Here is an 18,677-nt window from a genome sequence, read left to right on the forward strand (position 1 = left end):
TTACGCCTCGGTCAGTCTGTAGAGATCGCCTACGGTGACGGCGGCGGTCAGGTCGTCGCCGGTGATGGTCTTGCCGTACTCCATGTCGAACATGACGATCACACCCAACGCGGCCAGCGAATCCCACTCCGGCAATTCCAGCAGCACGGTGTCCAGCGTGACCTCCACCGGTTCCTGGAAGTCGGTGGCGGAGAGGAAGTTCTCGATAAATGTTGCCTGGGTCATGCGAGCTCGCCTGGTTGCCTGTTGAAGAGATGGGAGTCTGAAATGCAGCTGCAGCGTGTTGCGATCATGTTGCGTGTGCGCCGGCGATCAGATCGGCAATGGTATCGACCTGGTCGCGGGTCAGGCCAGGAAAGATTGGCAGGCACAATACCTGTGCGGCCACCGAGCGCGCGACCGGCAGCCATGCCGGCGCCGAGGAGGGCAGGGCGCGATACATCGGGAAATCGCTGATCAACGGATAGAAGTACCGCCGCACCAGGATGCCGTGCTCGCGCATCACTTGGTACAGCGCATCGCGCGACAGCGGGTAGTCGTCCTGCACCAGGATCGGAAAGTACGCGTAGTTGGCACTGGCGTGATCGGGCCGTGCCACGCAGCGCACACCGCGAACATCGCTCAATCGTTGCCGGTACTGCGCATCGATGGCGCTGCGCTGGGCGATGGCGTGATCGATGTGCTTGAGCTGCAGCAGGCCGAAGGCCGCACTGATCTCGTTCATCTTGCCGTTGATGCCCGGCGCCACCACCGTGGTCTCATCGACGAAGCCGAAATTCTTCAGATGCCCGATGCGCTGATAGGTTCTTTCGTCCGGGCAGACGATGGCGCCACCTTCGAAGGTGTTGAACACCTTGGTGGCATGGAAGCTCAACACGCTCAGGTCGCCATGGCGCAGGATCGAGCCGCCGTCATCGCGCACGCCGAAGGCATGCGCTGCGTCGTAGATCACCTTGAGGTTGTAGATGTCGGCGATGCGCGTGATGGCAGCGGTATCGCAGGCGGTGCCGTAGCAGTGCACCGGCATGATGGCGGTGGTCTGCGGGGTGATGGCCGCTTCGATCTTGGATGGATCCATGTTGAGCGTCACCGGGTCGATATCCACAAACACCGGGGTGATGCTTTTCCACAGCAGCGAATGCGCAGTGGCCACGAACGAGTAGGGCGTGGTGATGACCTCCCCGGTGATGCGCAGCGCCTGCAGCGCGGTGATCAACGCGGTGGTGCCGTTGGTCAGCAAGGCCAGGTGCGGCACACCCAGGTACTCGCACAACGCGCGCTCGAACGCGTGATGCATGTCACCGCCATTGCTGAGAATGCGGCTGGACCAGATCTGCTCCAGATAGGGCAGAAATTCTTCCAGCGGCGGCAGCAGCGGACTGGTGACAGGGATGGGCATCAATGCCTCGGCAGGTGCTGGTGAATGTCGGGATTCCGCCGCAGCCGACGGCTGCGGACGGGGCAATCCTGCTGAAGCAAGCGCTATGCCAGCGAGCCGGGCCGGGATGCCGGCCCGCTCAGTTCGCCAGCTCGGTCTGCTCGCGATCGATGCCGTACTTGCGCAGCTTTTCCACCAGCGTGGTGCGGCGCAGGCCCAGCAGTTGCGCCGCATGCGCCACCACGCCCTGGGTACGTTCCAGCGCCTCGTTGATCAGCGCCAGCTCGATGTTGGCCATGTGGCCGCGCAGGTCGATGCCATCGTCGGGCAGGCTGGAGCTGGTCGCCGGCTCGGCATCGGCTGACGTGGATGGCAGGGTCACCACATTGCCCGGCAGCGCGATGTCTTCGACGGGGGCGGCAACCAGCGCCGGTTCGGGCGCAGGCTCGGCCGGCACGGCCGCGGCAAAATCACCGCGGTAGCGCGCCGGCAGGTCCTGCACGCGTACCAGTCCGCCCGGATGCAGCACCGCCAGGCGCTCGACCAGGTTGGTCAGCTCGCGCACGTTGCCCGGCCAGTCGTAGCTGCGCAGCGCCTGCAGTGCTTCGTCGGCAAAGCGCACTTCGCCGCGTCCGGTGCGTGCCAGTTGCCCGGCGATGGTCTGCACCAGCATGGCCAGGTCGTCGACACGTTCGCGCAGCGCCGGCATCTCGATCGGGAACACGTTGAGGCGATAGAACAGGTCCTCGCGGAACTGGCCGTCGCTGATGCGGGTTTCCAGGTTGCGGTGGGTCGCGGCGATCACGCGCACGTTGCAACGGATGGTTTGTCCACCACCGACACGCTCGAAGCTGCGCTCCTGCAGCACGCGCAGCAGCTTGACCTGCATCGGCAGGCTCATGTCGCCGATTTCGTCCAGCAGCAGGGTGCCGCCCTCGGCCATTTCGAAGCGGCCCTTGCGGGTGCTCAGCGCGCCTGTGAAGGCGCCTTTTTCGTGACCGAACAGCTCGCTTTCCAGCAGATCCGGCGGGATCGCGCCGCAGTTGATCGCCACGAACGGCCCGTCGCGCCGCGGCGAATGCTGGTGGATGGCACGTGCGACGACTTCCTTGCCGGTGCCCGATTCGCCCAGCACCAGCACCGTGGTGTCGAAGGCCGCCACCTGGTCGATCAAGCGACGCAAGCGGGTCACCGCCTCGCTGTTGCCGGTCGGGCCAGTGTCCTGCTGCACGCCGGCCTGGTGTTCGGCGTCCAGGCGCTTGAGGCTGGCACGGCGCAGCAAGGCTTCCAGCTGCGTGTGCCGCAGCGGCGTGTCCAGCGTCCAGACATTGGCTTCGTGCAGGCCATGGGCCTGTGCGAACGCGCTCGGGCTGCCTTCCATCAGCAGCACCGGTGGCGGCAGCTTGGCATCGGCCAGCCAGTCGAAGAACTTGTCGGCCTGTGCAGCGTCCTGCGCCGAGCCCACCATCACCGCCATCCATTCGTCGTGGCGATGGCGGCCGGGATTGATGTCGGCGCCGTCGGTGACCCAGCGGGGATTGAAGTCCATGAACTCGAGCAGCGAGACCGTGCGCTCGGCGCGCACGGCATCGCTGTCGATCAACAGAATGCGGGACTCACTCATTCCTGGCTCCTTCCGTCAGGCCCTCCAGGATTGGCATGACTTCCTGGATATAGGACAGCTTGCTAACAAAATTGTCAGCACCCGCGCGAAGAGCATGTTCACGATGCTCTGCATCGTCGAAGTGGCTCGCGATGACAATATACGGCGGATCGTCCTGCGTCTTGATCAGACGCGTTGCCTGCAGCCCGCCCATCTCCGGCATGGCCAGGTCCATCAGCACGACATTGGGGCGCAGCGACTCAGAGCGCTCGATCGCTTCCAGTCCATTGGCGGCACTGCCCACGATATCGAGCCACTCCACTTTGCGAAAATGACGCATCGCAGCGTTGATGAAGCCCTCGTGGTCGTCGACCAGCAGCACGGTGAGTTTGCTCATAGTAGTCCTTATCCTGCCCGGGCAAGCAGCGGTTTGTTGGTGCGGCGGCGCTCGCGTGCCGGGGCGATGTCGAGTTGTTCGCGGTACTTGGCCACAGTGCGACGGGCAATATTAACGCCCTGGCGCGACAACAGCCCGGCGATGGCTTCGTCGGCCAGCGGCCGCCCGGCCGGCTCGCTTTCGATCAGTCGCCGCACCATCGCCTTGACCGCCTGGCCGGAGACGCTGGCGCCTTCCAGGCGCACCGCAAAGAAGTGCTTGAGCTCGAAGGTGCCGCGCGGGGTCTGGATGTATTTGCCGGTGGTAATGCGCGAAATCGTCGACTCGTGCATGCCGATCTCATCGGCGATTTCCTTCAGCGTCAGCGGTGCCATCGCTTCTTCGCCGCGCACCAGAAAGGCGGCCTGGCGTTCGACGATGGCGCGGGTGGCGCGCAGCAGGGTCTCGTAGCGCATCGACAGGCCGCGGGTCAGCCAGCGCGCTTCCTGCAGCATGTCACGCAGCGGCTGGGCGGCATCGCCGGCCTCGGCCAGTGCGCGCTCATGCACGGGGTTGATGCTCACCCGATGCGTGGTGGCCGGGTTCAAGGCCACCCGCCAGCTGCCATCGGCATGCCAGGCGAGCACGTCCGGAATCACGTTGGCGTTGCTTTCCTGCGACAGGTCATCGCCGGGGCGTGGCTGCAACGACAGGATCAGCCGTACCGCTTCGCGCACATCGTCCAGCTCGGCATCGTGTGCGCGCGCCAGCACCGGATAGTCGTGGCTGGCCAGCAGGTCCAGGTCGCCGGCAAGGATGCGCGCGGCCAGATGGCGCGCCGGCACGCGGCCGGGCAGGGCGCCCAGCTGGGCCTGCAGGCACTCGCGCAGGTCGCAGGCGGCCAGGCCGGCCGGGTCGCCGTGCAGCAGGCGCTGACGGACCGCTTCCACTGCCTGCACGGTCATACCAAGACGGGTGGCACCGAGCTGCTGCAGCGTCGCCAGGGCCTCGCTCAGATAGCCGGCGTCGTCGGTCTGCTCCAGCCAGAACGCGGCGGCCCCCAATGCAGCCTCGTCCAGGTCCAGCGCCAGATCGCGCAGAATGCGCACGTGCGGGTCGGTGGATTCGCCGGCTGCCACGCGCTGCATGCGGTCATCGTCGTCGCCGTTCCAACTGCTGCTCTGCACGTCCCACATCGTGCTTTCCGGCAGTTCATCGAAGGCGGCGACATCGGATGCGCCATCGTCGCTGGTTGCGACAGCGTCGCTGTCGGCCAGTTCTTCCAGTTCCAGCAGCGGATTGGTTTCCAGCGCGCGACGGATTTCCAGTTCCAACTGCATGCCGTCCAATTGCAACAGACGGATCGACTGCAGCAACTGCGGGGTCAGGTGCAGTTGCTGGCCAAGCTGGGCGGAAATGGTCGTCTTCATCGAAGCGCTTCCGGAAGGCGCCGCACGTGGCAGCGATGGAACGCATCTTGCAGGACAAGGCGACGGGTTTCTAATCAGGGAATCGCGTGAGGCAATTCGTGATTTTCCTGACAGGGCGTGGGGAATTCCCTGACGTTCAATACGGACTCAAGCGTGCCCGCCGGAATCCCGTCACTGTTTTCGTCGCTGGCGGCCATTTTCGGTCGGCGCGGCGGTTTGCTCAGACCAGTTCGTTATGATGCTTGGCGGCCAGCAACACCAGGTCGTTGGCACGCCGGCAACCGAGCGATTCCATCATGCGCGCGCGATGGGTCTCCACCGTCTTGACGCTGATGCCGAGGTCGGCAGCGATTTCCTTGTTGCTCTGGCCGCGGCCGATCTCGCGCAGGATCTCGCGCTGGCGCGGCGACAAGGCGGCGATACCGACCGGTTTTTCCCGGCCCAGCATCGGCGCGATCATCTTGGACGAAATCTGCGGGCTCAGGAACACCTGCCCAGCTGCTGCTGCACGCAAGGCCAATTCCAGCTCGAGCGGCGCCGCATCCTTGACCACGAAGCCCACCGCGCCGCGATCGAGCGCATCGCGCACGTGCACCGGGTCGTCGTGCATCGACATCATCACCACATGCGTGCGCGGCGCGGCGCGCAACACATCGGTCATGGCATCCAGGCCGCTGCGGCCAGGCAGGGACAGATCCATCAACACCAGATCAGGCCGGTGCAGGGATGTCATGTCCAGGGCTTGCTGTGCGTTGCTGGCCTCACCCACGACATCGATGCCGGCGAAGGTTTGCAGCAGCCTGGACAGGCCGGCACGGACAAGGGTGTGATCGTCGACGATGATGACTCGCACGGCGCAGAAGAGACCTTTTTTCAGTAAAGGGCACCTTAGCCGACCCGGCGCCCCGCGCCAACAGGCGCTATCAGCGCTGGCGGCGGGCGTCGGCGATCTGACGGCGATGCAGACGGAACAGATGGCGTTCCAGCGCCTCCTGCAAGCCTGGGGAAAGCGGCGCAAACCGCAGCCATAGCCAGTGATCGTGGCCATCGCTTGCGCTTGCCAGGACCTCGGCAGGAAGCTGTACCAGTTCAGGAAGCCAGTCGGAGGGTTGCAGGCAAACGCTGCCCAGGGTGCCCGGCGGGTGGCTGCTTGCGCAGCTCAGGCGGATTCCGCGCACCGACCAGTGCACGTTCGCCTGGATCAGTCCGGTGTCGCCCTGTTGCACCAGGCGGCCGATCAGGGCCAGCATCAGGTCGAGCTTGGCGTCCATGCGCTGCACCAGCAGGGGCAGCTCGCCACGGTCTTCGCTGCTGTCTTCGCTGCGCAGGTCTTCCACCTGGCCCAGGCTGCGCAGCAGGGTTTCTGCGGCACTGTGCGAGCCGGCGTCGCTGCCGGCACGGAAGCCGGCCGGCAGGCGCACTTCGCAGCTGAGCGTGTCGGCGAACAGCGCGGCATCGGCCGATGGCGCGAGTGTGCCGAGCGCGGACATCAGATCCGTCCGACCCGTGCGTAGGCGCGGCTGGCCGTAGAGGACGTGCGCTGCGCGCGGATCAGATCCAGCAGCTTGCGTCGACGCTCGAGCATCATCCGCATCAGGTCCTGCTGCATCACCTGCAACGTCTGCAACGCGTCGCGGTCCTGACTCAGGTCCGCCTGCTGCGCGTACTCGCGCAGGTGCAGATCGTGGGCATCCAGCATGAACGGCATCACCTCGAATTCCTCCTGCGCCATGGCCAGGCGGATGTCGGCAATTTCGGCTTGAAGGCTCTGCGCGCTATGCATGGTATGACTCACGAAACGGCGGAAAGGCCGCGTTGGTCCAGGGGGATGGAATTCCACGCCGAATCGATTTCGCTGAGCAGATCCAGCGCTTCGGTCAACGCGGTTTCGTCGTTGTGCAGGTTGGCGGCAGTCAGCCGCTGCATCACGTAGTCGTAGAGCGCCGACAGGTTACCAGCGATCTCGCCACCGGCTTCGTGATCGAGCGATCCGTTCAAGTGACCGACGATCGCGCAGGCTTCGCCGATGGCCTTGCCCTTGCGCGCCTGGTCGCCCTGCGCCAGGCAGGCCTGGGCCAGACGGATGCGCTGGCAGGCGCCGGCGAACAGCAGCGACACCAGCTTGTGCGGGTCGGCTTCGGTCACGCTGGTGGACACGCCGACCTTGCGGTATTGCTCGGCATACTGACGATTGGAACCGTACATGGATGACTCCTCAATGGGCTGACCTTCGTTGGTCCCGGAGCGCTGCGCTCCTGCGACGACGCTCCTGCCGGAAGGCAAGGCCGAAATCACGATAGGCCCTTCTTGTATCGGCAAGACCATTGCGGGACTTGAGGATCCTCATCACGGAAATCAGCTCGTCAGCAGGCTGCTGAGCGAACTGGTGCTGCTCTGCAGCTTGCTGATCATGGTTTCCATCGCGGTGAACTGCGCGGTGTAGCGATCGCTGAGCTTGGTCATGCGCGCGTCGAGGTCATCCAGGTCATCCTCGTAGCCCTTGATCTGCTTGTTCAGGCTGTCCGAGCGCAGGGTCAGGGTGCCGTTGTTGGCGTTGACGTTGCTGTCGAGCAGCTTGGTCATGGCCGAGCCGAACTTGCTGTCCTTGCCGAGTACCTCGGCGGCGGCACCGCCGTCGGCGGCGATGGCGGTGTCGAACTTGCCGCCATCGAAGCTCATCACCCCATCCTTGTCGATGGTCAGGCCGAGCGACTTGAGTTCGGTGAGGTTGCCGCTGACCTGGCCGCGCAACTGCTGCTGCAGGCCGCGCACCAGCGAGTCGCCGGTCAACGCCGCGGCGGTCTTGGTGGTGGCGTCGTAGGCGCTGCTCTTGGCCAGCAGGGTATTGGCGGTGTTGTAGGCGGCCGCGTACGCGGTCAGATTGGCCTTGAGGCCGCTGGTGTCGGCCGCAACGCCCAACGTGACCTTGGTGCCTTCGGCGGCCTTGGTGAGGTTGAGCACCACGCCCGGCACGATGTCGGTGACGGTGTTGGAACTGGAGGTGCGTTCGAAGCCGTCCACGCGTACCAGCGCATCGGTCGCGGCCACGGACTGGGTCAGGCCGCCGCTGACGCCGGGGCCATAGGTGAGGCTGCTCAGGCTGGGGTCGCTGGCGCTGACGGTCAGCGCGCCCTTGGTACCGGTGTCGACCGCGTTGAACACCAGGTGCTGGCCGTCGTTGGCGGTCACCACGCTGGCGGTGACGCCCTTGCCACCGGCCGCCTTGTTGATGGCGGCGGCGATGTCGGTGAGCTTGTCGGTGCCGCTGATGTCCACGGTGATTTTTTTCTCGCCATACCCGATCGTCAGCGTGCCGCTGCCGACAGTGGCATCGGCGACGAACGCGCCGGAGGCGAGCTTTTGCGCGCTGGCCAGCGAGACCACTTCCACCGAATAGTTGCCCGGCGCGGCCGAGCTGGTGGTGGTGGCGGTGAAGCCGGCATCGGTCGGCACCGTCGCCTTGTAGGCGTTGGTGTCGGCGCTGCTGATGACCTTGTCCAGCGCAGACTTGAGCGTGGTCATGCTGCTCTTGATCTGGCTGATCGCCGACAGCTGCGTGGTCGCGGCAGTCCCGGCCTTGTTGATGCGCGCCTGCTCCGGGTCTTTCTGCCGGGAAACCAGGGTGGACACCACAGTTGGGATGTCCAGACCGGAGCCGGAAGTGCTGATCACCGATGCCATGTTGCATTCCTCGTCTGGGCGTCCAAGCAAGGATGGACGCATGGGATTACGAGACGGGTATCGGCCGCATCCGCCAGGACTTTAGCGGCAGCGACCCCGTTTCGCTCACGAGTTTGGGTAGTGCAAGTTCCATGCCGGCGGGATGCGTCAAAAAACCCGCGCCAGCAAACCGTGCTGCGCATTCGCCCTCAAATCTCGGGCGAAGCAATCTGCGGCCACAAAAAAAGCCCCTCCGAAGAGGGGCTCTTGACTTAGTGCGAAGTGCTGCCGATTACTGCAGCAGGCTCAGCACGTTCTGCGGAACCGACTTGGCCTGGGCCAGCATCGCGGTACCGGCCTGCTGCAGGATCTGCGTGCGGGTCAGCTCGGCGGTTTCCTTGGCGTAGTCGGTGTCGCGGATACGGCTACGCGAGGCCGACAGGTTTTCCGAGGTTGCGCTCAGGTTGGCGATGGTGGAGGTGAAGCGGTTCTGCACCGCACCCATGTCGGCGCGCGAGGAGTTGACCGCGGTCAGCGCCTTGTCGACGATTTCCAGGGCCTTCTGTGCGCCGGAGAACGTGGAGATGTCCAGGGTGCTCAGGGTCGAGGCGGTGGAGCCGGAAGCGGCCGAGGCGGTGGTGATGCCGGCGCCGACGGTGATGCCTGCGGCGCTGGAAGTACCGGCGGTCAGCGAGGTGAAGTCCTGGCCAGCCTTCAGCGATTCGATCTGCACCGTACCGTCGGTCTTGATCGAGGCGTACATGCCGGTCTGGTCGAGCTTGTCGTTGATCGCCGCAGCCACCTTCTTGTTGACGTCGGCAGCGCTCTCGCCGACGCCGATCTTGACGTCCGCGATGGTGACGCTCTTGGCTGCACCGCTGGCGTCCTTGAACGACAGGCTCATGCCGCTGATCGAGCCCGATGCGGTGGAGGTGCCGGTCACGCCAGCGCCGGAAACGGCGGCAGCGAAGTTGGCCTTGCCCAGCGAATCGACATTGGCGTCGACAATGCTATTGATGCCGATGGTCTGGCCGGCGTCGGCGCCGACCTGGAACAGCGCGCCGGAGAAGTCGCCGTTCAACAGCTTGGTGCCGTTGAAGTTGGTCTGGTTGGCGACGCGGTCGATTTCGGCGGTGAGCTGCTTGACTTCGGAGTTCAGCGCGTCACGGTCGGTCGGCGAGTTGGTGGCGTTGGACGACTGCACCGACAGCTCGCGGATACGCTGCAGGTTGCTGCCGATTTCGACCATCGCGCCTTCGGCGGTCTGGGCCAGCGAGATACCGTCGTTGGCGTTGCGCGAGGCAACGTCCAGGCCGCGGATCTGCGTGGTGAAGCGCTCGGAGATCGCCAGACCTGCGGCGTCGTCCTTGGCGCTGTTGATGCGCAGACCCGAGGACAGACGCTGGATGCTCGTCGACATGCTCGCGCTGCTGGTGTTGAGGTTCCGCTGAGCGTTCAGCGACATTACGTTGGTGTTGATTACCTGTGCCATTTTGATTTCTCCTAAGCGATTTTTCCGGCAAGGGGGACTTGCCCGGAGCCTCCGCAGGGGGGCCATCAAGTTGGCCGTTGCCGCTGCTGAGATGAATAACGGCGTTGCGTCGGGAACCTTTAGCGAAATCCAGTGTTTTTTTACTGTCTTTCTGCTGCGGGACGAAATACGGAAGCGTTGTGTATCAAGGGGTTTGGTTTATTCGGCAGCACCCCGTAGATCTTTAGCGTTGGTATAACTTTCGACGAATAAACTCCGTCGGCCTGCGCAAGTGCTCGCGCGCAGGAGTGCAGAAAACGCGGGTTTTCTGCTGCAAATCAGCGGATCAGGTTGAACAACGACGACGACTGCATCTGCTGAAAAATCGTTTGAGCGGCCTGCAACGAGGCCTTCTCCAGTTCGTACTGACCAAGCGCCGAGGCGTAGTCCAGATCGCGGATCGACGACAGCGTGGTCTTGAGGGTGACCTCGTTGGACTCGAGCAATGAGTTGGCGTTGTCGATCGCCGACAGCTGCGCGCCGCCGGAGGCGCGCGCATCGATCATCTTCGACGAGGCCTGTGCGATGTCGCGCATCGACGACTGCAGCGTGTTGATCATCGCCGCCTTCTGCGGCTGGGTCAGCGTGTCGGAGTTGAGCGCGCCGACCAGGTCGTCGATGGTGGAGAACACGTCCTTGGTGGTGGAGGCGCCGATCTGGAAACTGTCGCCCACCGCCGGTGCGCCGCTGATGCGCATGCGCACGCCGGCCGCGTTGATGTCCTCGCCATCCTTGTAGGTGCCGGTACCGACCACCGTATTGGTGCTGTCGCGCACCTCGTAGGTGTCGGCGGCGGTGAACTGCACGCTGTAGCTGCCGCCGTTCCAGCTGCCGGTGCTGGAGTCGCGGCTGAAGTCCAGCAGCAATCCGGTGCCGGTGTTGGCAGTGTTGGGGTGCGCATCCACGGTTCCGTCGCCGGTGCGGATACGCATGAAGATTTCGCTGCCGGGAAGGGTGTCGCTGACGAAGGTGTCCGGCGCCACTTCGACCTGTTTCTGGGTCTGGTCGCCGTTGTAGGTGACGCCGCCGCTGCTCTTGATGAACGGTGCGCTGCCATCGGCGGTGCCGCCGAACAGATAGCGCCCGGTGCCGTCGGTGCTGTTGGCCAGGCTGACCATGCTGTCGCGCAGGGCGGTCAGTTCCGAGGCGATCGCCTTGCGGTCGTCGGGGCTGAGCGAGGAGTTGTTGGCCTGCACCGCCAATTCGGTGACGCGCGCCATTTTGTCGCCGGCCTGCGACAGGGCGTTTTCCTGCAGGCCAAGGCGGTTCTGCACGTTGTTGGCGTTCTCGCCAAAGCGGGTGATCGCGGCCAGTGCGCGATCCAGGCCGACCGCAGTGCCGGCGGCGACCGGATCGTCCTTTGCGGTGACCAGACGCTGCCCGCTGGCGAGCTGGGACTGGATCTGGTTCAGCCGGGACTGCTTGGCCGTCATCGACGACACCGACTGGCTGTACATCATGCTGGTGGAGATACGGTCGGTCATCAGCGTACGGCACCCAGGATGGCTTGGAAGATGGTGTCGGCGGTGGAGATCATCTGTGCGGCGGCCTGGTAGGCCTGCTGCAGCTTCAGCATGTTGGCGGCTTCCTCATCGAGGTTGACGCCGGAAATCGAGTCGCGGCTGGCCTGCGCCTGGTCGTTGATGACCTTCTGCGCGTCCGAGGCATAACTGGCCGCACGCGCGGCCGAGCCGACCGAGGTGGTCAGACCCGATAGCGCGCCGTTGAGCGTGACCGTGCCGCCGCTGAGCGCCTTGGCATCGTCGAGATTGGCCAGCAACTTGGCGTTGCCGTTGTCGCTGGAGCCGGCACCGGTGGGGCCGACGCCGAAGGTGTCGCCGGCCTTGGGCGCGCCGTCCAGCGCAAAGCTCCAGCCGTTGGCGCTGATGGTCTGGCCGGCGGTGTAGGCGAACGGGCCGGTGCCGTCGATGGTGTACTGGTTGGCGTCGATGAACTCCACCGATGCCGGGGTCAGCAGCGCCGGGTTCTGCGCATTGGTGACCTTGACGTCGCTGATCTTGCCGGTGCCAAGGTTGGCGACCGTGGCGGTGGCCTTGACCGGGGTGGCTGCGGCAATCCGCGAGGGGTCGGTGATGGCCACCGACAGGGTGCCGGCCAGCCCGGCGGTGGGCTGCAGCAGGAACTTGTCGCCGTTGGCCGGGGTGCCGCCGACCACCAGGCTGACGCCGTTGAGCACCAGCGGATTGGCCGGGGTGCCGGTGCCGCTGAGCGGCACCGCCGAGCCGGTGCTGGCATTGGTGGCCTTCCACGCAGTGCCGTCGAAGCTGAGCGTGACGTTCTGCCCATCCACCGCCGCCATGTTGCTGAAGCTGGCGCTCAGCGACGCGCTGCCGGTGTTGGCGGGGTTGGCGGCGGTGGTGGGCGAGCCGATGTTGAAGAAGTTGCCGCCCATCGCGCCGTACAGGTCCATGCCTTGCGCGTGACCGGCGTTGAAGGTGCTGGCCATGCCCACTGCCAGGCGGCCGAGTTCGGCCTGGGTCGGTTCCAGCACGCTGCTGCGGAACTCCAGCAGCCCGCCGATCTGCCCGCCCAGCGAGCTGGCGCTGAGGCTGACGTTCTGGCCCTGGGTCTGCATTGCCACCTGCAGTTTGCTCGGCTGATACGGGTCGGCGACGGTGGTCAGCTTGGACGAGGTGGTTCCCACCACCAGGGCCTGGCCGCCGGAGGTGAAAACGTTCATGAAGCCGCCGTCCTGCATCACCGCGGTGCCACCGGTGTAGCCGACCAGCTTGGACACCAGCGCGTCGCGCTGGTCGAGCATGTCCGGCGAGGCGCTGTCGATGCTGTTGCCGATGGTGCCGTTGATCTTGGCGATCTGCTGGGTCAGGCGATTGACCTCGTCCACCGCGGAGGTCAGGCCGCTGTTGACCTCGTTGCTCAGGCTGTCCATCTGCCCGTTGAGCTGCTTGAAGCGCGTGGCCAGCGAGTTGCCGCTGTCGAGCATGCTCTGCCGCTCGGCGGTGGACGAGGCATTGGACGAGACCGCGCTGGTGGAGTCGAAGAAGTTCGACCACAGCCCGGCCACGTTGGTGGCGGTGTTGGAGTACAGGCTGTCGACGCGGTTGGACAGCGAGGACAGCTGCTGCAGCCGCGACAGCTCGCCGCCGCTGTCGAGCAGGCGCGAGGTGGCCAGCTGGTCGGCCACCCGGCTCACGTCGGTGATCTTGGCGCCATTGCCCACGAACGCGTAGCCCATGTCGGTGGGCGTGCGCGTTGCAAATTCCACACGTTGGCGGCTGTAGCCTTCGGTATTGATGTTGGCGACGTTATGGCTAACGGTCGACAACGCCCGTTGGAAGGCGATCAGCGCACTGGTCCCGGTGGACATGATGGACATGGGCGTTTACCTCAACGACGGATGGTGCCGAGCCCAGCAGGCTCGGCGGTGCTGGCATAGCGGTTGGACAGGTCGGCCGCCGCGTTGCCGATCGCGGCCACCGCACGGTCGATGGTCGGACCGTTGGCGATCGCCGCGATCTTGGCTGCGTAGCCCGGATCGGTGGCGTATCCGGCCTGTTGCAAGCCGCGTGCAAAACCCTTGATATCGGTGCCGGCCTGCAGCGCGGGCTGGTAACGACTGTTGTTCTTCAGCAGCCGCACGTAGTCGGCAAAACTCTCCTCGGCCGAGCCATAGGCGCGGAAATCGGCGGTTTCGGTGGTCTTGACGCCATTGACGTATTCGTGGGTGCCGGTGGTGACCTTGTCGCCGCTCCAGCCGGTGGCCTTGATGCCGAACAGGTTGTTGGAGTCGCCGCCATTGCCGATGCCGCGCCGGCCCCAGCCGGTCTCCAGCGCGGCCTGCGCCACCAGCGCACGCGGATCCACGCCCAGTTCGCGCGCGGCCTTCTGCGCATGCGTCCAGATCTTGGCGACGAAGCCTTCCGGGGTACGCTCGCCCAGGCTGGCGGCGGCGCTGCTCGCCGCGCTCGCATTGACCGCGGCGTTGGCATCGGCGGCATCGCTGGCCGCCACATCGCTCCAGCGATCGTTGGCCGAGGGCCAGCTCAGTGCGGCCGCATCGTCGCTGCCGGCATCGCTGCTGCCGGTGCGTCCGGCGATCAGATCCAGCACCTGGCTCATGCCGATGCCGCCCAGGCCGCCTGCGCCGATGCCTGCAGCGGTGCCGGTGCTTGCGCCGACGCCGGTCGCCGCGCCATCGCGGCTCGGCAGCGGCAACGAGGCGTCGCGCTTGCCGGCTACCAGCGAGTAGGCCTTGGCGGCATCGGCGGTGCTCAGCGAGGTATTCAACGCCGGCCCGCCGGTGTCGCCGCTCAACTGCTTGGAGATCATCGCCGACAGGCCCAGCCCCTTGCCATCGGTCAGCGCCTTGGCCATCTGCTGGTCGTACATCTCGCGGAACATCTGGTTTTCGCCCGGAAACATCGGGTCGCCAGAGCTCGCATCGCGCATGCTCTTGACCAGCATCTGCGCGAACTGTCCTTCGAGCTGACGTGAGACCTTGTCGATCTTGGCGGGATCGGCCTTGGTGCTCGGGTTGAGATCAATGGGCGAGGCTGCGATACGCATGTCAGATCACCTCCAGCTCCGCCGTGAGCGCACCGGCTTGCTTGAGCGCTTCCAGGATGGCCACCAGGTCGCCGGGAGCGGCGCCCACTTCGTTGACCGCACGCACGATCTGATCGAGCGTAGTGCCGCCTTCGAACTTGAACATGCGGCTGCCCTCGGAGGTGGCCGTGATCGTCGACTGCGGGGTCACCGCGGTGCGGCCGCCACTGAAGGCGCCCGGCTGGCTGACGTTGGTGTTCTCGCTGATGGTCACGGTGAGCGAGCCATGCGCGATCGCCGCCGGCATCACCCGCACCAACTGGCCGATCACTACCGTGCCGGTGCGTGCGTTGACCACCACCTTGGCCGGTGCATCGCCCGGAGACAGTTCGACATTTTCCAGCCGCGACAGCAGGCCGATACGCGCGCCGGGGTCGGTCGGCGAGCGCACTGCCACGGTCACGCCGTCCACCGCACGCGCGGTGCCGGCGCCGAAGCTGCTGTCGATCGCCGCGACCATGCGCGAGACGGTGGTGAAGTCGTTCTGGTGCAGGTTGAGGGTGATCTCGCCGTTGCCGGCAAACACGTCCGGCAATGCGCGTTCGACGGTGGCGCCGTTGGGAATGCGGCCGACGCTGGGAATGTTGACCGACACCCGCGAGCCGTCCTTGCCCTGCGCGCCGAAGCCACCGACCACCAGGTTGCCCTGCGCCATCGCATAGACCTGGCCGTCGGCGCCCTTCAGCGGTGCCATCAGCAGCGAACCGCCACGCAGCGACACCGCGTTGGCGATCGAGGACACGGTGATGTCGATCGGCTGGCCGGGCTTGGCGAACGGCGGCAGTTCGGCATGGATGGCCACGGCCGCGACGTTTTTCAGCTGCGGATTGACGTTCGCCGGAACATTGACGCCCAGCTCGCCGAGCAGGTTCTTCAGGCTCTGCACGGTGAAGGGCGCCTGGCTGGTGCGGTCGCCGCTGCCGTCCAGGCCGACCACCAGGCCGTAACCGACCAGCGCGTTGCCGCGCACGCCGCCGACCTGGGCAAGATCCTTGATGCGCTCGGCCGAGGCCGGCGCGGCGATCGCGCAGACCGCCACAGCGGCAGCCAGCAGACGGAAGGGCAGGGAAGACAGGTTCATGGTCGCAGGCTCAGTAGGGCGACAGACGGGAATTGAAGAAGCGGCTCAGCCAGCCCATCGCATTGGACTGCGCGATCGCGCCGCGGCCGCCGTAGGCGATGCGGGCGTCGGCCACCTTGCTCGAGGGCACGGTGTTGTCCGGGGCGATGTCGGCGGCGCGCACGATGCCTTGTACCTGCACCAGTTCGTCGCCCTGGGTCAGGCGCAGGTTCTTCTGCCCCTGGATCACCAGATTGCCGTTGGGCAGGCGCTGCATCACGGTGACCGTGACGCTGCCCTGCATGCGGTTGCTTTGCGCGGTGTTGCCCTTGCCGTCGAAGCTGCGATCGCCGCTCAACGAGTTCTGCAGCACGTTCAAGCCACCGACGGTGAGTGGCGCCCCCAGCAGCGTCGGCGCGGCCATGGTGGTCGCGTCCTTCTTGCTGATGCTGGTATTGGCGGTGGACGAGGCGGTGGTGCTTTCCACCAGGTTCACCGTCAGCAGATCGCCGACATCGCGGGCGCGGCGGTCGCCGTACAGGTTCAGGCTCGGGCCGGCGGCGTAGATCGCCCCGGCGGTGGGCTGCGCCACCGGCGCGACCACCGGCACGATCGGCGCCAGTTCGGCGAACGGCCGCACATCGCCGGCCGCCACGCAGCCGCCCAGCAGCGCGCTGCAGGCAATGGCGAGGCACAGGGAGGAGAGAGAAGGCAGGCGGGACATGGCGTGGATTCCTGAGAGGGCAGCGACCGGCGGGCCGATCAGACGTTGTTGTTCAAGTAACCGAGCATCGAGTCGGTGGTGGAGATCGCCTTGGCATTCATTTCGTAGGCGCGCTGCGTTTCGATCATGCTCACCAGTTCTTCCACCGTGTTGACGTTGCTGCCTTCCAGCGCGCCCTGCACGGTGTTGCCCAGGCCGTTGAGGCCGGGGGTGCCGTTCTGCGCGGGGCCGGAGGCGGTGGTTTCGACGAACAGGTTCTCGCCCTTGGACTGCAGGCCCGAGGGGTTGATGAAGTCGGTCAGCGTCAACGCGCCGATTTCCTGCGCGGCGGCCTGGCCGGCCAGCGTCACGCTGATGGTGCCGTCGTTGCCGATGGTCAGCGACTGCGCGCCTTCGGGGATCTGGATGCCCGGCTGCAGCGGGTAGCCGCTGTTGGTGACCAGCTCGCCCTGCGCATTGATCTGGAAGGTGCCGTCGCGGGTATAGGCCGAGGTGCCGTCAGGCATCTGCACTTCGAAAAAGCCGCGGCCGTTGACCATCACGTCGAGCGCGCGGCCGGTCTGCTGCTGGCTGCCCTGGTCGAAGCCCTTGAAGGTGGAGACCACCCGCACGCCGGTACCCAGCTGCAGGCCGGTCGGCAGCTGCGTCTGCGCGGAGGTGGAACCGCCCGGCGCACGCACCTGTTGGTACAACAGGTCTTCGAACGCCGCACGATCGCGCTTGAAGCCGGTGGTATTGGTATTGGCCAGGTTGTTGGAAATGACCGACATGCGCGTCTGCTGCGCATCCAGTCCGGTTTTGGCGACCCACAAAGCCTGATTCATGACCCGATTCCTCGTTAGACCCGGGGATGTGTTCCGGGTACGGGTGGGTATATGCACGTGCCGTGCCAAACCCGCGTCGGATTTTTGCCGGCTGTGCACTGGATCACGCGCAGCGGGCGCGACGGCCTGCGCTGGACGGGCTGGCGGCGGGCAGGTAGCGGCTAAGCGGAAGCGGTGGAACTCTGCGCAGCAGATCAGGCGCGGTAGATCGGTCGCCGGTCAGCGATGTGTTCGGCGAGGTGTGAACCCTTGGCGCTGCGTGCGGAAGGGTTCTTGGGGGCGCGCGGTGGCCTCACCGCTCGCGGGACACGCCGTGAACCCATCCCTGGGGGCTCGGTGGCGGCATCCATGCCGCCACACGGTCCCGCAATCGGCGAGGCCACCGCACCAGAGAGTGAATCGGTAGTCGTGTAAAAAGCTGCTTGTTGCTGGGGTTGAATCGAGAAGTTGATCGGAAGCGATGCGATCCGAGCAACGTACCGCATGCTCTGCTCGCAATCCTGCACGCCGACCATCTCGACAGGCCCTTGCCCGCCCACCGTCGCGGGACCTTACGCGGCATGGATGCCGCGTAAGAGCCTACACGGACGTACTTGCGGCGTGTCCCGCGAGGGTGGGCGGGCAAGGGCCCTGCAGCCAAGTCACAAACCAGCCGCTCTGCAGCAAACGGGGTGGCCGCCATCCAGGTGCTCGGCAGCGCGGCAAGCCAACCAGCGGTGCGTCAATGGGCGCCAGTGGCGCTTAGCCGCTGACCCGCAGCAGCGAATTGGCCGACTGCGCGTTGTCGTCGCCATTCTTGATGATCTTGACCTGCATTTCGAACTGCCGCTGCAGCTGGATCATCTCCACCAGCGCGCCGGCGGCGTCCACGTTGCTGCCCTCCAGCATGCCGCTGTTGATGGTCTTTCCGGTGGCCACCGCAAACGCCTGCGCCGGGTCGGTGCTGGTGTTACGCATCAGCCCGTCCGGGCGCCGCGTCAAACGGTCGGCGGGGGCATCGACCACCTTCATCTTGCCGACGATGGCCATGGTCTGCGGGCCTTCGCCCTGCGGAATGATCGAGATGCTGCCGTCACTGCCGATCTCCATCGCCTGGTGCGGCGGGATCGTCATCGGATTGCCGCCCTCATCCAGCACCGCATGCCCATTGGCGGTGACCAGCTGGCCGTTGGCAGTAAGCGCCAGCTCGCCGTTGCGGGTGTAGGCCTCGCTGCCGTCGGGCGACTGCACCGCCAGCCAGCGGTCCTGCTGCAGCGACACGTCCAGCGGGTTGCCGGTGACCTTCTGGTGGCCCTGGCTGCGGTCGAAACCCTGGTCCACATGCAGCGCATCGATCCGCGACGGATAGCCCTTGCCCTGGATCTTGAACGCCTCGGTATTGGCCAACGCAGCCTTGAACCCCACCGTATCGACGTTGGCGAGATTGTGCGACACGGTGCCCTGCGCCTGCAGGGAGGCGCGGGCGCCGGTCATCGCAACGTAGAGAGCTTTGTCCATTAGACAC

At 65.6% G+C, this 18,677-nt stretch carries 18 protein-coding genes; all 18 read right to left on the minus strand.

The annotated features are described in order from the left end of the window. Positions 1–225, minus strand: coding sequence for an acyl carrier protein (locus tag GGR73_RS04950; RefSeq protein ID WP_016904814.1), 225 nt, complete (start codon positions 223–225; stop codon positions 1–3). Positions 226–289: 64 nt separating this feature from the next. Next, the gene (locus GGR73_RS04955; RefSeq protein WP_184455868.1) at positions 290–1,399 is read right to left on the minus strand and encodes a DegT/DnrJ/EryC1/StrS aminotransferase family protein; all 1,110 of its coding nucleotides are present in this window, start codon (positions 1,397–1,399) and stop codon (positions 290–292) included. Positions 1,400–1,517: 118 nt separating this feature from the next. Continuing rightward, positions 1,518–3,002, minus strand: coding sequence for a sigma-54 dependent transcriptional regulator (locus GGR73_RS04960; RefSeq protein WP_046342581.1), 1,485 nt, complete (start codon positions 3,000–3,002; stop codon positions 1,518–1,520). Further along, complete coding sequence (locus GGR73_RS04965; RefSeq protein ID WP_016904817.1) at positions 2,995–3,378, minus strand: response regulator; 384 nt, start codon at positions 3,376–3,378, stop codon at positions 2,995–2,997. Before GGR73_RS04965 ends, GGR73_RS04960 begins: the two co-directional genes overlap by 8 nt. A gap of 8 nt (positions 3,379–3,386) precedes the next feature. Continuing rightward, on the minus strand, positions 3,387–4,787 hold the full coding sequence (gene rpoN, locus GGR73_RS04970; RefSeq protein ID WP_054591182.1) for an RNA polymerase factor sigma-54: 1,401 nt from the start codon (positions 4,785–4,787) through the stop codon (positions 3,387–3,389). Positions 4,788–5,007: 220 nt separating this feature from the next. Beyond that, a complete protein-coding gene (locus tag GGR73_RS04975; protein ID WP_003482986.1) occupies positions 5,008–5,640 on the minus strand; it encodes a response regulator transcription factor in 633 nt (210 codons plus the stop codon). Between the two features lie 70 nt (positions 5,641–5,710). Continuing rightward, positions 5,711–6,277: a PilZ domain-containing protein gene (locus GGR73_RS04980; RefSeq protein WP_039407720.1), complete on the minus strand. Its 567-nt coding sequence runs from the start codon at positions 6,275–6,277 to the stop codon at positions 5,711–5,713. Next, positions 6,277–6,570: a hypothetical protein gene (locus GGR73_RS04985; protein ID WP_039407718.1), complete on the minus strand. Its 294-nt coding sequence runs from the start codon at positions 6,568–6,570 to the stop codon at positions 6,277–6,279. The genes GGR73_RS04980 and GGR73_RS04985 overlap by 1 nt, the downstream gene beginning before the upstream one ends. An 8-nt stretch (positions 6,571–6,578) precedes the next feature. After that, positions 6,579–6,992 carry a flagellar export chaperone FliS gene (gene fliS / locus GGR73_RS04990; RefSeq protein WP_104563967.1) on the minus strand — a complete coding sequence of 138 codons (414 nt, stop codon included), beginning with the start codon at positions 6,990–6,992 and terminating at the stop codon, positions 6,579–6,581. Between the two features lie 150 nt (positions 6,993–7,142). Further along, positions 7,143–8,468, minus strand: a complete 1,326-nt coding sequence (gene fliD, locus GGR73_RS04995; RefSeq protein ID WP_024939607.1) for a flagellar filament capping protein FliD — start codon at positions 8,466–8,468, stop codon at positions 7,143–7,145. Between the two features lie 271 nt (positions 8,469–8,739). Continuing rightward, on the minus strand, positions 8,740–9,939 hold the full coding sequence (locus GGR73_RS05000; RefSeq protein WP_024939608.1) for a flagellin: 1,200 nt from the start codon (positions 9,937–9,939) through the stop codon (positions 8,740–8,742). 317 nt (positions 9,940–10,256) lie between these two features. Next, positions 10,257–11,462 carry a flagellar hook-associated protein FlgL gene (gene flgL / locus GGR73_RS05005; RefSeq protein ID WP_024939609.1) on the minus strand — a complete coding sequence of 402 codons (1,206 nt, stop codon included), beginning with the start codon at positions 11,460–11,462 and terminating at the stop codon, positions 10,257–10,259. Then, the gene (gene flgK, locus GGR73_RS05010) at positions 11,462–13,336 is read right to left on the minus strand and encodes a flagellar hook-associated protein FlgK (protein ID WP_047128676.1); all 1,875 of its coding nucleotides are present in this window, start codon (positions 13,334–13,336) and stop codon (positions 11,462–11,464) included. The genes flgL and flgK overlap by 1 nt, the downstream gene beginning before the upstream one ends. An 11-nt stretch (positions 13,337–13,347) precedes the next feature. After that, a complete protein-coding gene (gene flgJ / locus GGR73_RS05015) occupies positions 13,348–14,526 on the minus strand; it encodes a flagellar assembly peptidoglycan hydrolase FlgJ (protein ID WP_102252098.1) in 1,179 nt (392 codons plus the stop codon). A 1-nt stretch (position 14,527) separates the two neighbouring features. Then, positions 14,528–15,646, minus strand: a complete 1,119-nt coding sequence (locus GGR73_RS05020) for a flagellar basal body P-ring protein FlgI (protein WP_184455870.1) — start codon at positions 15,644–15,646, stop codon at positions 14,528–14,530. Positions 15,647–15,656: 10 nt separating this feature from the next. Continuing rightward, positions 15,657–16,349: a flagellar basal body L-ring protein FlgH gene (flgH, locus tag GGR73_RS05025; protein WP_016901722.1), complete on the minus strand. Its 693-nt coding sequence runs from the start codon at positions 16,347–16,349 to the stop codon at positions 15,657–15,659. A gap of 38 nt (positions 16,350–16,387) precedes the next feature. Further along, complete coding sequence (gene flgG, locus GGR73_RS05030) at positions 16,388–17,173, minus strand: flagellar basal-body rod protein FlgG (protein ID WP_016901723.1); 786 nt, start codon at positions 17,171–17,173, stop codon at positions 16,388–16,390. Between the two features lie 741 nt (positions 17,174–17,914). Beyond that, entirely contained in the window at positions 17,915–18,670 is a 756-nt protein-coding gene (flgF, locus tag GGR73_RS05035; RefSeq protein WP_005921307.1) for a flagellar basal-body rod protein FlgF, read from the minus strand. Between the last annotated feature and the right edge of the window lie 7 nt (positions 18,671–18,677).

The sequence above is a fragment of the Xanthomonas sp. F14 genome (assembly GCF_014199865.1).

Excerpts from the sequence above, each read along its gene's own strand:
- fliS (WP_104563967.1), bottom strand. The coding sequence starts at position 6,992 with ATGTACGGTTCCAATCGTCAGTATGCCGAGCAATACCGCAAGGTCGGC.
- flgK (WP_047128676.1), bottom strand. The coding sequence starts at position 13,336 with ATGTCCATCATGTCCACCGGGACCAGTGCGCTGATCGCCTTCCAACGG.
- GGR73_RS04955 (WP_184455868.1), bottom strand. The coding sequence starts at position 1,399 with ATGCCCATCCCTGTCACCAGTCCGCTGCTGCCGCCGCTGGAAGAATTT.
- flgJ (WP_102252098.1), bottom strand. The coding sequence starts at position 14,526 with ATGCGTATCGCAGCCTCGCCCATTGATCTCAACCCGAGCACCAAGGCC.
- flgL (WP_024939609.1), bottom strand. The coding sequence starts at position 11,462 with ATGACCGACCGTATCTCCACCAGCATGATGTACAGCCAGTCGGTGTCG.
- rpoN (WP_054591182.1), bottom strand. The coding sequence starts at position 4,787 with ATGAAGACGACCATTTCCGCCCAGCTTGGCCAGCAACTGCACCTGACC.
- flgH (WP_016901722.1), bottom strand. The coding sequence starts at position 16,349 with ATGTCCCGCCTGCCTTCTCTCTCCTCCCTGTGCCTCGCCATTGCCTGC.
- flgG (WP_016901723.1), bottom strand. The coding sequence starts at position 17,173 with ATGAATCAGGCTTTGTGGGTCGCCAAAACCGGACTGGATGCGCAGCAG.
- GGR73_RS05020 (WP_184455870.1), bottom strand. The coding sequence starts at position 15,646 with ATGAACCTGTCTTCCCTGCCCTTCCGTCTGCTGGCTGCCGCTGTGGCG.
- fliD (WP_024939607.1), bottom strand. The coding sequence starts at position 8,468 with ATGGCATCGGTGATCAGCACTTCCGGCTCCGGTCTGGACATCCCAACT.
- GGR73_RS04985 (WP_039407718.1), bottom strand. The coding sequence starts at position 6,570 with ATGCATAGCGCGCAGAGCCTTCAAGCCGAAATTGCCGACATCCGCCTG.
- GGR73_RS04960 (WP_046342581.1), bottom strand. The coding sequence starts at position 3,002 with ATGAGTGAGTCCCGCATTCTGTTGATCGACAGCGATGCCGTGCGCGCC.
- GGR73_RS05000 (WP_024939608.1), bottom strand. The coding sequence starts at position 9,939 with ATGGCACAGGTAATCAACACCAACGTAATGTCGCTGAACGCTCAGCGG.
- GGR73_RS04980 (WP_039407720.1), bottom strand. The coding sequence starts at position 6,277 with ATGTCCGCGCTCGGCACACTCGCGCCATCGGCCGATGCCGCGCTGTTC.
- GGR73_RS04950 (WP_016904814.1), bottom strand. The coding sequence starts at position 225 with ATGACCCAGGCAACATTTATCGAGAACTTCCTCTCCGCCACCGACTTC.
- flgF (WP_005921307.1), bottom strand. The coding sequence starts at position 18,670 with ATGGACAAAGCTCTCTACGTTGCGATGACCGGCGCCCGCGCCTCCCTG.
- GGR73_RS04965 (WP_016904817.1), bottom strand. The coding sequence starts at position 3,378 with ATGAGCAAACTCACCGTGCTGCTGGTCGACGACCACGAGGGCTTCATC.